This window comes from Nonomuraea sp. 10N515B, assembly GCF_052245915.1.
GTDB lineage: Bacteria > Actinomycetota > Actinomycetes > Streptosporangiales > Streptosporangiaceae > Nonomuraea.
Genome location: NZ_JBQQBQ010000001.1, coordinates 330,802 through 344,056 on the forward strand (window position 1 = coordinate 330,802; position 13,255 = coordinate 344,056).

The 13,255-nt window shown below is 70.7% G+C and carries 10 protein-coding genes; 9 read left to right on the top strand and 1 reads right to left on the bottom strand.

The window, feature by feature from the left end; translation table 11 throughout:
* Positions 1-8 precede the first annotated feature (8 nt).
* The 3 genes from ACTWQA_RS01490 to ACTWQA_RS01500 all read left to right on the top strand — a co-directional run bounded on the left by ACTWQA_RS01490 (position 9) and on the right by ACTWQA_RS01500 (position 2,441).
* Entirely contained in the window at positions 9-320 is a 312-nt protein-coding gene (locus ACTWQA_RS01490; protein WP_443157487.1) for a hypothetical protein, read from the top strand.
* A gap of 311 nt (positions 321-631) precedes the next feature.
* The gene (iscB, locus tag ACTWQA_RS01495) at positions 632-1,939 is read left to right on the top strand and encodes an RNA-guided endonuclease IscB (RefSeq protein WP_443157488.1); all 1,308 of its coding nucleotides are present in this window, start codon (positions 632-634) and stop codon (positions 1,937-1,939) included.
* An 85-nt stretch (positions 1,940-2,024) separates the two neighbouring features.
* Entirely contained in the window at positions 2,025-2,441 is a 417-nt protein-coding gene (locus tag ACTWQA_RS01500) for an acyl-CoA thioesterase (RefSeq protein WP_443157489.1), read from the top strand.
* Between the two features lie 3 nt (positions 2,442-2,444).
* Here ACTWQA_RS01500 and lepA read toward each other — a convergent pair whose 3' ends face one another.
* A complete protein-coding gene (gene lepA, locus ACTWQA_RS01505) occupies positions 2,445-4,274 on the bottom strand; it encodes a translation elongation factor 4 (protein ID WP_443157490.1) in 1,830 nt (609 codons plus the stop codon).
* Positions 4,275-4,329: 55 nt separating this feature from the next.
* Here lepA and ACTWQA_RS01510 point away from each other — a divergent pair, with 55 nt between their 5' ends.
* From ACTWQA_RS01510 to ACTWQA_RS01535, 6 genes are all read left to right on the top strand, one after another.
* Positions 4,330-5,316 (top strand): hypothetical protein, encoded by a 987-nt coding sequence (locus ACTWQA_RS01510; protein WP_443157491.1) that lies wholly within the window; start codon positions 4,330-4,332, stop codon positions 5,314-5,316.
* 108 nt (positions 5,317-5,424) lie between these two features.
* On the top strand, positions 5,425-5,694 hold the full coding sequence (gene rpsT, locus ACTWQA_RS01515) for a 30S ribosomal protein S20 (RefSeq protein ID WP_443157492.1): 270 nt from the start codon (positions 5,425-5,427) through the stop codon (positions 5,692-5,694).
* Between the two features lie 157 nt (positions 5,695-5,851).
* Positions 5,852-8,911 carry an FtsX-like permease family protein gene (locus ACTWQA_RS01520; protein WP_443157493.1) on the top strand — a complete coding sequence of 1,020 codons (3,060 nt, stop codon included), beginning with the start codon at positions 5,852-5,854 and terminating at the stop codon, positions 8,909-8,911.
* 2 nt (positions 8,912-8,913) lie between these two features.
* A complete protein-coding gene (locus tag ACTWQA_RS01525) occupies positions 8,914-11,478 on the top strand; it encodes an FtsX-like permease family protein (protein WP_443157494.1) in 2,565 nt (854 codons plus the stop codon).
* A complete protein-coding gene (locus tag ACTWQA_RS01530; protein ID WP_443157495.1) occupies positions 11,478-12,560 on the top strand; it encodes an ATP-binding cassette domain-containing protein in 1,083 nt (360 codons plus the stop codon). The genes ACTWQA_RS01525 and ACTWQA_RS01530 overlap by 1 nt, the downstream gene beginning before the upstream one ends.
* A complete protein-coding gene (locus ACTWQA_RS01535; RefSeq protein ID WP_443157496.1) occupies positions 12,553-13,245 on the top strand; it encodes an ABC transporter ATP-binding protein in 693 nt (230 codons plus the stop codon). The genes ACTWQA_RS01530 and ACTWQA_RS01535 overlap by 8 nt, the downstream gene beginning before the upstream one ends.
* The last annotated feature ends 10 nt before the right edge of the window (positions 13,246-13,255 follow it).

Consider the following 13,255-nt stretch of genomic DNA (forward strand, 5'->3'; position numbering starts at 1 on the left):
GCGATGTGATGAATGTCCCGAAGATCCAGGCTTCGCTGCGGCTCATAGCACGTGGGCTGGAGGAACTGGCAAGTGCGCTCGGCGATCAGGAGGCAAGCGAGGACGAGCGGACGGCGCGGGTCATCGAGGAGTGGGGGCGGCGCGGGCTCACCCAGAAGGAGGCGTCGGCACTGTTCCAGCGGCACGGGTTCGCTCCGCAGACCACGGGCGGATGGGCGCGCGGCGACTGGGTGGAGATCAGCGACGACGGCCTGCGCTATCTCACGGCCAAATCACACGCCTGGCTGGAGGAGCGCTCGTCACTCGCTCCCCGCGCCTGAATGAAGGCCGGGACTTGCCCCGCTGAAGCGGGGTGGGCCGGAGTGACCAGACCCAGCCACCACCACATAGGGAGGTGACCTTGGTGGCTACGTTGGACACACGTCAGCAGATCCACTCCGCCGTGCTTCCTCAGCGGCGGACCCTGGAATCCGCGTCAGCAGACAACCCTGGAGCAGGGACGAAACGGGACGCGGACGCCTTCGGGCAGCGGAGTGCCCAACATCGTCGAGGGGAGACCCTCGCCGCCTCACCTGGCGGCCAGGGCGTCACCCGCGCAAGCGGAGAAGCCGGTCGTGAGACCGCACCCCGCGTGTTCGTCCTCGCATCGGACGGCACGCCGCTGGACCCCTGCCACCCCGCCCGTGCCCGCAAGCTCCTGGCGTCGGGGCGGGCGGTGGTGGCCCGGCACACCCCGTTCGTCATCCGGCTGAAGGACCGCACCGCCGAGCGGTCGGAGGTCGAGGGCGTAGAGGTCTCCTTGGACCCGGGTAGCAAGCACACCGGCATCAGCGTGTTCCGCGCCCACGACGGCACCCGGCATGGCCTGTTCGCCATCCAACTCGACCACCGCGGCGGCAAGATCCGCAATAAGCTCAAGGCTCGCGGCGCCTACCGGCGCGACAGGCGATCGCGCAACCTCCGCTACCGTGCCCCCCGGTTCGCCAACCGCCGCCGCCCGGACGGCTGGCTCGCCCCGAGCCTGGGGCACCGGGTAGACACCACGATGAGTTGGGTGCAGCGGCTGCGCCGCCTGGCCCCAGTCCGGGCCATCCACGTGGAGACCGTGCGCTTCGACACCCACGCCCTGGCCGCAGGCAGACCGCTGGAAGGCACCGAGTACCAGCACGGCACCCTGCACGGCTATGAGGCCCGCGAATACCTGCTGGAGAAATGGGGGCGGGCCTGCGCATACTGCGGAGCGAGCGGCGTCCCGTTGAACATCGACCACATCCAGCCTCGCTCCCGCGGCGGCCCTGACCGGGTCAGTAACCTGACGGTGGCATGCGTGCCGTGCAACCAGGCCAAGAACAGCATGCCAGTCACTGCGTTCTTGAAGAACCGCCCCGACCGGCTGAAACAGATTTTGGCTCAGGCGAAAGCGCAGTTGTCGGACACGGCGGCTGTGAACGCCACCCGATGCGCGCTCTACGGAGCGTTGACGGCGACCGAGCTGCCGGTGCGCTGCGGCAGCGGCGGCCGCACGAAATGGAACCGGCACCGCACCGGCGCCCCCAAGTCCCACAGTCTGGACGCCCTGCACGTGGGCGAGCTCGACCGCGTCGCGTCCTGGCCGAGCCGAGTGCTGGTCGCCGCCGCCACCAGCCGAGGCACGCACTGCCGGACCCGCACCGACGCCTTTGGGTTCCCCCGGCTGCGCCTGCCCCGCACGAAGCGGATCCACGGCTACCAGACCGGGGATCTCGTGCGCGCGATCGTGCCGAAAGGCAAACATGCCGGGACTCACACTGGCAGGGTCGCCGTCCGCACCTCCGGCAGCCACACCGTTCAGACCGCACACGGACCCGTCACGACCTCACACAAGCATATCCGCCTGCTCCAGCGAGCCGACGGCTACGCCTACACGATCAAGAAGGAGGAACACCCGTGCACACCGTGACGGCGAACCGCCCTTCCCCGCCCCGCTACGCGGGAGTCCGCCCCCTCATCGGCCTCATGGCCGGAGTATCCACAGAAAAGGTCCAATGACCTTCTCGGTGCGCATCGCCGTACGCGGCTACGAGCTCGACGCGCAGGGCCACGTCAACAGCGCCGTCTACCACCAGTACGGCGACCATGCCCGCTGGGAGTGCCTGCGCGCCGCCGGCATCTCGATCGACGACCTGCTGACCAGCGGCATCGGCCCCGTCACCCTGGAGAACACCATCCGCTACCACCGGGAGCTGCGCGGCGGCGACGAGGTGGACGTGACGTGCGCGTTCGAGTGGGGTGAAGGGAGGACGTTCCTGGTCAGGCAGGAGTTCAGACGTGCGGACGGCGTCCTGGCCGCCGAGATGACCGGCGTCGGCGGGCTGATGGACCTCCAAGCGCGCCGGCTGCTCGGCGACCCCAGGTCACGCTGGCGCGCGCTCGCGCGCGCACCGGAGATCCTGGGGCTCTGAACGTTACTTCTTGGCCTTGTCGGCGCTGGAGTCGGTGGACAGCGCGGCGACGAAGGCCTCCTGGGGCACCTCGACCCGGCCGACCATCTTCATCCGCTTCTTGCCTTCCTTCTGCTTCTCCAGCAGCTTGCGCTTACGGGAGATGTCACCGCCGTAGCACTTGGCGAGGACGTCCTTGCGGATGGCGCGGATGTTCTCGCGGGCGATGACCCTGGCCCCGATGGCGGCCTGGATCGGCACCTCGAACTGCTGCCGCGGGATCAGCTCACGCAGCTTCTTCGCCATGTCGACGCCGTAGGTGTAGGCCTTGTCCTTGTGGACGATCGCGCTGAAGGCATCCACGGGCTCGCCCTGCAGCAGGATGTCGACCTTGACCAGGTCGGCCTCCTGCTCACCCGCCGGCTCGTAGTCGAGTGAGGCGTAGCCGCGGGTGCGCGACTTGAGCTGGTCGAAGAAGTCGAAGATGATCTCGCCGAGCGGCAGCGTGTAGCGGATCTCGACCCGGTCCTCCGACAGGTAGTCCATGCCGAGCAACTGCCCGCGCCGCCCCTGGCAGATCTCCATGATCGCGCCGATGAACTCCGAAGGCGCCAGGATGGTGGACTTGGTGATCGGCTCGAAGACCTGCGCGATCTTGCCGCCGGTCGGGAACTCCGACGGGTTGGTGACCGTGAGCTCCTTGCCGTCCTCCATGACCACGCGGTAGACGACGTTGGGCGCCGTCGAGATCAGCGACAGCCCGAACTCGCGCTCCAGCCGCTCGCGCACGATCTCCATGTGGAGCAGCCCGAGGAAGCCGACGCGGAAGCCGAACCCGAGCGCGGCCGAGGTCTCCGGCTCGTAGACGAGCGCGGCGTCGTTGAGCTGGAGCTTGTCGAGTGCCTCGCGCAGCTCGGGGTATTCGTCGCCGTCGATCGGATAGAGCCCGGAGAACACCATCGGCTTCGGGTGCTCATAGCCCGCCAGCATCTCGCCGGCCGGCTTGGCCGCCGAGGTGACGGTGTCACCCACGCGCGACTGACGCACGTCCTTGACGCCGGTGATGAGGTAGCCCACCTCGCCCACGCCGAGGCCCCGGTCGGAGACCTTGGGCTCGGGCGAGATGACGCCGATCTCCAGCGTCTCGTGGGTGGCCATGGTGGACATCATCAGGATGCGCTCGCGCTTGCCGAGGTGCCCGTCGATGACCCGGACGTAGGTGACCACGCCGCGGTAGGTGTCGTAGACCGAGTCGAAGATCAGCGCCCGGGCGGCCGTGTCGGCGTTGCCGACCGGCGCGGGGACCGTCTGGACCACGTGGTCGAGCAGCTCGCGCACACCTTCGCCGGTCTTGCCCGACACCCTGAGCACATCGGACGGATCGCAGCCGATCAGCCCGGCCAGCTCCTCGGCGAACTTCTCCGGCTGCGCCGCGGGCAGGTCGATCTTGTTGAGGACCGGGATGATGTGCAGGTCGGCGTTCATGGCCAGGTAGAGGTTGGCCAGTGTCTGCGCCTCGATGCCCTGGGCCGCGTCGACCAGCAGGACCGCGCCCTCGCACGCCTGCAGCGAACGGGACACCTCGTAGGTGAAGTCGACGTGCCCCGGAGTGTCGATCATGTTGAGCACATGGCCGTCCCACGGCAGCCGGACGGCCTGCGACTTGATCGTGATGCCGCGCTCGCGCTCGATGTCCATCCTGTCGAGGTATTGCGCGCGCATGGAGCGTTCGTCGACCACGCCGGTGATCTGCAGCATCCGGTCGGCAAGGGTCGACTTGCCGTGGTCGATATGCGCGATGATGCAGAAGTTGCGGATCAACGCGGGGTCGGTCTGGCCAGGCTGAGTGCGCACCGAAGTCCGTTTCGACAGGGTTGAGGTCAAGCGTCTTTCATGGTGACATGCCCAGGTGATTGCCCGAACCGTCATCCGCCGCGGCCTGCGCCTGCTCGCGCTTGCCTTGGTCGTCGTGCTGGCGCTGGCCGGCCTCCTCGCCGCCGCGCTCCGCCTTCAGTTTACCGGTGCCCCGGCGGCCTGGGCGAAGAGCACCGGCAACGACGCCCTCTGGCTGGGCCACATGTGGGTGGACGGCCGCCGCACGGAACGCGACGTCGAACAGTTAGCGGTACGGCTGCGCACCACAGGCGTCAAGGACGTGTACGTGCACTCCGGCCCTTTCGAGTGGGACGGCAGCTTAAAACCGTCCAAATACCCCAGCGCCGCAAATTTCGTGACGTGGATGCACAAGCACCTCCCGGCCGTCCGCGTCTCCGCCTGGCTCGGCCAGAGCGTCAAGAACGGCCTCGACCTCGACGACCCCCGGTCCCGTGAGAACGTCCTCGCCGGGGTCGCCGCCATCATGAAGCAGGGCTACGACGGCCTCCACTACAACTTCGAGCCCATCGGCGACGACGACACCGAATTCCTGGATCTGCTGGAGCGGACCAGACCGCACACGAAGCTCCTGTCCACGTCGGTCCCCCAGATCGAGCCGTACCCGGGCATGCGCCTGACCGCCAGGGCGATCCTGACCCACGACAAATACTGGTCCCGCGGCTACTTCCAGCAGGTCGTCAGCCGCGTCGACCAGGTCGCGGTCATGACCTACGACTCCTTCACCCCGCTGCAGTCCCTGTACGGCGGCTACGTGGCTCGCCAGGCCGAGCTGGCCCTGGATCTGGCCCCCGACGACAAACTGGTGCTCATCGGCGCCCCGGCTTACCACGATCACGGGGTGGCCTGGGCCGACGCGGCCGAGAGCGTCGCGATGGCCGCCGAGGGCGCTAGGCTGGCGCTGACCGAGCACGGCCGCCGCGAGCGCTTCGGCCTCGCCCTCTACGTGGACTTCGCCGCCACGGAAGAAGACTGGCGTGAGTACATGACACGCTGGCGTTGATTGAACGGCCTCCCCAGGTTATTGGTATGCTGTTCTACTGCGTGTGGCGCGCCCTCTCTCGAGCCCGCGCGCCCCATCCATCACCCAGACTCTCACCGAGGCTTCTTCGTGGCGAACATCAAGTCCCAGATCAAGCGCAACAAGCAGAACGAGAAGGCTCGTCTGCGTAACAAGGCGGTCAAGTCCTCTCTGAAGACGGCCGTCCGCAAGTTCCGCGAGGCCGCCGAGCAGGGCGACGTCGAGCAGGCTGCGGCGCTGCAGAAGACCGCCGCCCGCCAGCTGGACAAGGCCGTCAGCAAGGGCGTCATTCACAAGAACCAGGCCGCCAACCGCAAGTCGGCGATCGCCAAGCAGGCCGCGGCGCTGGCCGCCAAGTAAGACCTGGCAGACAGACGCCGCACCCGGATCAGGGTGCGGCGTTCTTGTTTTGTGTCCGCTTTTGTCACAGTTTCGATATCACATGGGCATACCGGGTCCGTCACCGTTGCGATGATCGCCTTCCGGTCCTTCGCTCAGAGCGCATTCAATGGGACGCATGCGGGGGCCATTGATCGTCAAGAGGGCGTTCAGCGAGCCATTGCTCCTCTTGGCCGCGTTCGGGTCGATCCTGCTGGCGACCACCACGTTGGTCGCCTTGACCATGTACGCCTCGTCCATCGCCGACGCCGGCGTCCGCAGGACGATGGAGACGGCCTCCTACCGCCAGACGGCAGCCACCGTCGGCGCCCAGATCACCGCCGAGACCTTCCCCACGTACGACCGGGCGGTGCGTGACGAGCTCGCCCGCGCCTACGCCGCGGTCCCGGCCATCACCACCAGCTTCCGCTCCGATTCGTACGTCATGCCGGGCCAGGACGGCAGGGAACAGCCCGAGCTGCTCAGGTTCGGCAGCTACGACGGGCTCGACCGGCACGCCGAGCTGATCTCCGGCAGCTGGCCCCGCGCCAGCGGATCGACGATCGAGGCGGCGATCTCGCTGCCGGCGTCCTCGGCCACCGGCTTCGAGGTCGGCAGGGAGATCGTCACGAAGGGCCGGCTCGACCCGCGCCCGGTCACGGTCCGCATCGTCGGCGTCTTCCAGCTTCGCGACCCATCGGAGGAGCGCTGGGCCGGCGAGCAGTTGCTGAGCAGGGGCGTCGAGCGCGGCGACTTCACCACCTACGGGCCGCTGATGGTGGCGCGGGAGACGTTCGTGGCGCGCTTCGCCACCAACGTCAGGGCCATCTGGACGGCGGAGCCCGACCTGAGCGCGCTGACGCCCGAGCGGCTGCGCCCGACGGCGGACGCGGTGGCCCAGGTAGGCGAGCGGCTGACCGCGGCCGGCTGCGTGAGCTGCGTGGTGGCCAGCCGCCTGCCGGAAGTCCTCACCCAGCTCGACACCGCGTCGCTGGTGGCCCGCTCGACCATGCTGATCCCGGTGCTGCAGCTGCTGTTGCTGGCCGGGTACGCGCTGATGCTCACCGCGCGGCTGCTGGCCGACCACCGCCGCATGGAGGTGGCGCTGCTGCGCTCGCGCGGCGCGGGCACGATCCGCCTGGCCGCGCTGGCCGGAGGCGAGGCGCTGCTGGTGGCGCTGCCGTGCGCGCTCGTCGCGCCGTTCCTCGGCCCGCCGCTGCTCTCGCTGGTCCATCAGCTGCCGTGGATCAGAGCCTCGGGGGTGCGCCTGGCGCCGTCGGCCGACCTCGGCACGTTCCTCGTGTCGTTCGGCGTGGCCCTGGCGTCGGCCGTGCTGCTGATGCTGCCGGCCCTGGCGGGCGCGCGGCGCACGTACGTGGAGGAGATGTCGGCGCGCGGCCGCGGCGGTGTGCGCGGGCTGATCGAGCGGGCGGGCGCGGACCTGGGGCTGCTCGGGGTGGCCGCGCTGGCGATCTGGCAGTTGCAGCGCTACGGCGCGCCGGTCACCGCGACGGCGGCGGGCGGGCTCGGCATCGACCCGCTCATCATCTCCGGGCCCGCGCTGGCGCTGCTCGCGGGCGGCATGCTGGGGCTGCGGCTGGTGCCGCGCGTGTCGAGGCTGGCCGAGCGGCTGACCTCACGGCGGCCCACGCTCGCCCCCGCGCTCGGGGCGTGGCAGGTGAGCAGGCGGCCGCTCAGGTACGGCGGTCCCGCGCTGCTGCTGACCATGGCGGTCGCGATCGGCATCCTGTCCATGACCACCGCCGCCACCTGGCGGGCCTCCCAGCTCGACCAGGCCCGCCACCAGGCCGGAGCCGACCTGCGGCTGTCGGGGCCGCCGGACGGGCCTGAGCTTGGGTCGCTCGGGCGGGGCACGGCGTTCACCGCATTGCCCGGCGTCACCGCGGCCGCACCCGCCTTTCGCGGGCAGAGCGAGGTGAGCAACGAGAGCGCGCTGCTGCTCGGACTCGACGCGGCCCAGCTCGGTGAGCTGTTCCAGCTGCGCCCCGACCTGTCGGCGCAGACGGTCGCGGAGATGTCCCGGGCCCTCGTCGGCGAACAGGCGGGCAGGCTGGACCTTCCCGGGCAGCCTCGCACGCTCGCCGTGCGGGTCGAGACGGACGCGGAAGTGCCGGCGCGGCTGGTGCTGTCCGACGCGCTGGGCGTGTGGCGAGACCTCCCGCTCGGCGTGCTGCGCAAGGGTGATAACCGGATCGACGTCGATCTGCGGCCGCTGGCCGGGCGGTCCGGGAAGATCACCTACCCGTTGTCGCTGCGCGGCCTCGTCGCGAGCGCGCCGACGGGGCTGAGGCTGCGCGGTCTGAGCGCGGACGGCCGGGACGTGGCGGTGCCCCAGCCCTCCGCCACTCTGTCCAACGTGCCCGAGTCCGCCACACTGCCTGGCGTGGCCGCCTTCGGGCCGCTGCGAGACCTCGGCTCGCTGCCCGTGGTCCTCACCGCCGACCTGGCCGCCACGCTCAAGATGAGTGCCGGGCAGGCCGGGCGCGTCAACATCGCCGGCCGGGTCCTGCAGATCAAGGTGGTGGGTGTCGTGGAGAGCATGCCGACCGCCGCGGCCGGCCAGAGGGCCGTGCTCGCCGACTGGGGCACGCTGCAGGCGCACGAGCTGGCCGCGGCGCGGCCACCCAGGCCTGCCACCGAGTGGTGGCTCGCCACCGACGACACCGCACCGGCGCGGGCCACGCTTCGCAAGAGCCCCGAATGGGACGTGACCGCGGTCGACCAGCACGAGCTGGCCGCCACGCTGCGGGACGACCCGCTGGCCAGCGGGCTGCAAGGGGCACTGATGCTGGGGTTCGCCGCGGCGCTGGGCTTCGCGACGCTCGGATTCCTGGTGAACGCGGCGGTCGCGGCGCGGGAGCGGAGGGCGGAGTTCGCCGTCCTGCGGGCGCTCGGGACCAGCTCCCGGCAGGTGCTCGGGCTGCTGACGATCGAGCAGGCATTCGTCATCGGGTTGTCGCTGACGGCCGGCGCCGGACTCGCTGTGGCCGTCGGGACGCTGGTGGTCCCGCACATCGTGCTGACCGGGCAGGCGTCGGCGGTGACGCCTGGCGTGCTGCTCGACATCCCCTGGACGGCCACGGCCGCGATGCTGGTGCTGATGGCCGGGGTGCTGTTCGCGATCGTCGCCGGGCTGGCGCGACGCCTGTGGCGCGGGCATGTCTTGGAGGAGCGATGAGAATGGCCCTCCTTGCCCGGGCGAACGCGGGCACCCTGGCCGTGCTCGTCGCGCTGACGGCGGTCGCCTGCCTGCTCGTCGCCGGGCTGCCCCGCGCGACGCAGGCGTCGTTCGACCAGGCGCTGCGCCGATCACTGAGCACCGCCCCCGCCGTGCAGACCGACCTGACGGTGGCCTCGGAGCCGCGTACCCCCGATCAGGATCTGCACGAACGCGCCCAGTTCGCATCCCTCTACCGTCAATGGCGCCAGATCGTCCCGGCGCCGCTTCGGCCGCTGGTCACGCCCGCCGGTCACATGAGCGCCAAGACCTCCCGCACACCGGTCGCCGGGACCGGCGGGAGGACGTACATCAACCTCGGCTGGTTGTCCGACGCCGACCAGCGGGTGGATTGGGTCCAGGGCCGGGCGCCCGGCCCGGTGTCCACGACGCGCCACGAGGGCGAGACGATTCCGCTGATCGAGGTGGGCGTCGTGGACGAGGCTGTGCGCGAGATGGGCCTCGGGGTCGGCCAGAGCAAGGTGCTGGGGGAGAGCGACTACGTCGCCGTGAAGATCGTCGGCCTGTTCAAGGCCAAGAACCCGAACGATCGCTCCTGGAGCCACGACGCCGACCTCCTGCACGTCGCCAGGCACCTGCCCCCGGGCGGGCTGGACTTCGAGTTCCACGTCACGACGCTGATGTCCGACGCGGGACTCGCCGCGCTGAGCGGCGAGTCCCGCAACCTGACCTACCGTTGGGTCCTTCCCCTGGACGGGCGGACCGCGAGCGCGCTGGACGTGCCGGACATCGGCGCCGCGGTCGCTGAGCTCGAGCGGCTGCTGTCGGTCCAGGCGGTGAGCCCCACCGCGCACCGCCTGGACACCGGGCTGCCCAACCTGCTCGGCGATTTCAGCGCGGCGCTCGCCAGTGCGCAGAACGTGATCTACCTGGCGCTCGGCGGGCTGCTCGCGGTCGCGCTCGGCGTGATCGTGCTGGCGGTCCGGTCGCTGACCGACCGGATGGAGCACACGCTGGCGCTGGCGCGGGCGCGGGGCGGGTCGCTCCGGCAGGTGGCGGGCGCCGGGGCGGCACTGACCGGCCTCGCCGTGGCGCCCGCGGCCGCGGCCGGGTACGCCCTGTCCTTCCTCGTGCCCGGGCCGGTGCTGCCCGTCGTGCACGCGGGCCCGGCGGTCGTGGTGGTCACGGCCGTGGGGTTCGCCGCGGTTCGGGTGTCGTTCGCGCATCGCACGCCGCTGCACGAGCGGCGCGACGACGTCGCCGCGGCCCGGCCGTCCGCCCGGCGCGTCACGCTGGAGGTGCTGGTCGTGGGGCTGGCGCTGGCGGGGGCCTACCTGCTGCGGGCGCGCGGGCTGTCTCAGGACCCCTTCCTGTTGTTCGTGCCGGTCGCGTTGACGCTCGCGGCCGCGCTGATCACGTTGCGCTGCTACCCGTACCCGCTGCGGCTGCTGGTACGGCTGGCCGCACGCGACCGTGCCGCCGTGGCGTTCCTGGGGCTGACCAGGGCGGCCCGGGCGCGCTCTGCCAGCGGGCTGCCGGTGCTGATCCTGCTGCCGGCGCTGGCGGTGTCGGTGTTCGCGACGGTGATCTCCGAGGGGATCGCGAGCACGCAGGTGCGTGCGTCCTGGCAGCAGGTGGGCGCGCCGATCAAAGTGACGTCGATCGGGGAGATCCCCGCTTCCGTCATCGAGAAGGTGCGCGCGACGGACGGCGTGGAGCAGGTGGTGCTCGCGCAGACCGGGCGGGTGCAGCTCGCGAACGCCCCCGAGTGGGCCGCCGCCATCGCGGTGGACGTGGCACAGTGGCGGCGGCTCGTCGCGGGCGCGCCCATCAGCCTGCCGGCACTGTCCGGCGGCACATCCGCGCTGGTCTCGCCCGAGCTGTCGGCGCGAGGTGCGTTCGAGGTCGGGTGGCTGGGGCGGCCGCGGGTGACCCCCCAGGGTGTGATCGATTCGGTCCCCGGGTTCTGGTCCAGCGGGAAGTTCATCGTCATGTCCACGAGCGCGCTGCCCCGGCTCGAGGTGAACACGTTGCTGATCAAGGGGGACTTACCGCCGGCCGAGCTGGCGCGGATGGTGCCGGCGTCCACCGTGGACTCGCAGGAGCGGGCGCTGGCCGCGATCCGGGATGATCCGCTCACCGGCGCGGTCCGCTCCACGCTGACCGTGGTGACGGTGGCGCTGGGGCTGTACGCGCTGGTGGCCGTCGTCCTGTCGCTGGTCGTGGGGGCCGCCGACCGGGCCAGGTCGGTGTCGTTCCTGCGTACGCTCGGGCTGTCGGATCGGCAGGCGCGGCGGCTGACCGTGCTGGAGGTGCTTCCCATGGTTCTCCTCACCGCTCTGGTAGGGCTCGGGCTGGGGCTCGGGTTGCCGGCCGCGCTCGGGCCCGGTGTGGACCTGTCCGCGTACGCAGGGGACCTGCCGGTCGGCGACTACTCCCCCAACCTGCTCACGCCTGGCGCGCTGGCGGCGGGGCTCATCGTCGCCGCCGCGCTCGGCGCGTACGCGTACACCGCCATCGGCCGCCGTCGCAGCCTCGGCACCGCACTCCGAGTAGGAGATTCGTGATGAACCCGACCCTGCCCGACGTGCCCGAGTCCGGCACTGTGTCCGACGTGCCCGAGTCCGGCACTGTGCCCGACGTGCCCGAGTCCGGCACTGTGCCCGACGTGCCCGAGTCCGGCACTGTGCCCGACGTGCCCGAGTCCGGCACTGTGCCCGACGTGCCCGAGTCCGGCACACTGTCCGAGCTGGAAGCCAGGGCCACGCGCAAGAAGGCCGCGTTCGGCGGTGACGCGCACATCGTGTGCGACAACCTCGTCCGCATCTACAAGACCGAGGGCGTCGAGGTCGTCGCGCTGCAGGGCCTGGACCTCGTGATCGACAAGGGCGAGCTGGTCGCCATCGTCGGGGCGTCGGGTTCGGGCAAGTCGACGCTGCTCAACGTGCTGTCCGGGCTGGACGTCCCGACGGCCGGGGTGGCCAGGGTGGCGGGCATGGATCTGCTGTCGATGAGCCCGCGCGACCGGTTGCGCTACCGGCGGTCCGTGGTCGGCTTCCTCTGGCAGGAGACGGCACGGAACCTTCTGCCGTATCTGAACGCGCGCGAGAACGTCGAGCTGCCGATGAAGCTCGCCGGCTCCGCACGGAAGGGCCGGGCCATGGAGCTCCTGGAACTGCTTGGCGTGGCTTACTGCGCCGACCACAAGGTCCCCGAAATGTCAGGCGGCGAGCAGCAGCGCGTGGCCATCGCTGTCGCCCTGGCCAACTCCCCGCAGCTCATCCTGGCCGACGAGCCGACGGGTGAGCTGGACAGCGAGACGGCGACGCAGGTGTTCGCCGCCCTGCGCACCGCCAACCGCGAGCTGCGGGTCACGGTGGTCATCGTGACGCACGACCCACTCGTGTCGGAACAGGTGGACCGGACGGTCGGCATTCGCGACGGGCGTACCAGCAGCGAGACGCTGCGCCGCGAGGGCGCCGAGGGGCAGATCATCGCCGAGGAGTACGCCGTGCTCGACCGGGTCGGGCGGCTGCAGCTGCCGCGCGACTTCATGAACGCACTCAATATGGAGCGCCGCGTACGCCTGGAGCTCGAATCCGACCACATCGGCGTCTGGCCGTCCCGAGAGGAGCCCTCCAGTGACTGACTCGCCCCTGGTCGTGGTGGAAGGGCTGCGCAAGGTCTACCGGACCGGCCCCAAGGAGGTCGTGGCGCTGCGCGACGTCTCGTTCTCCGTCTTTCCCGGGGAGCTGATCGCGATCAAGGGCCGCTCCGGGTCCGGCAAGACCACCCTCCTCAACCAGATCGGCGGCCTCGACCGGCCGGACGCGGGCCGGGTCACCGTGTCGGGACACGACGTCACGGCGATGTCGGAAGAGGCGCTGCTGGAACTGCGCAGGGACGTGGTGGGCTTCGTGTTCCAGTCGTTCGGCCTGATCCCCGTCCTGTCCGCCGCCGAGAACGTGGGGGTGCCGATGCGGCTCGTACGGATGCCGGCCGAGGAACGCGAGGCCCGCATCCGCATGCTGCTGGCCCTGGTAGGGCTGGAACAGCACGCCAACCAGCGGCCGTACGAGCTGTCGGGCGGGCAGCGGCAGCGGGTGGCGATCGCCAGGTCGCTGGCGAACCGGCCGCGCCTGCTCGTGGCCGACGAGCCCACGGGGCAGCTGGACTCGCAGACCGGACGGCAGATCATGGAGCTGCTGCGCGCCCTTGTACGGAGCGAAGGCGTCACCGCCCTGGTCGCCACCCACGACCCCAGCTTGATCACGCTGGCCGACCGAGTGCTGGAGATCAGCGACGGCGTGGTCAACGAGGCGGCACTGACCTGACCCCTCAGCG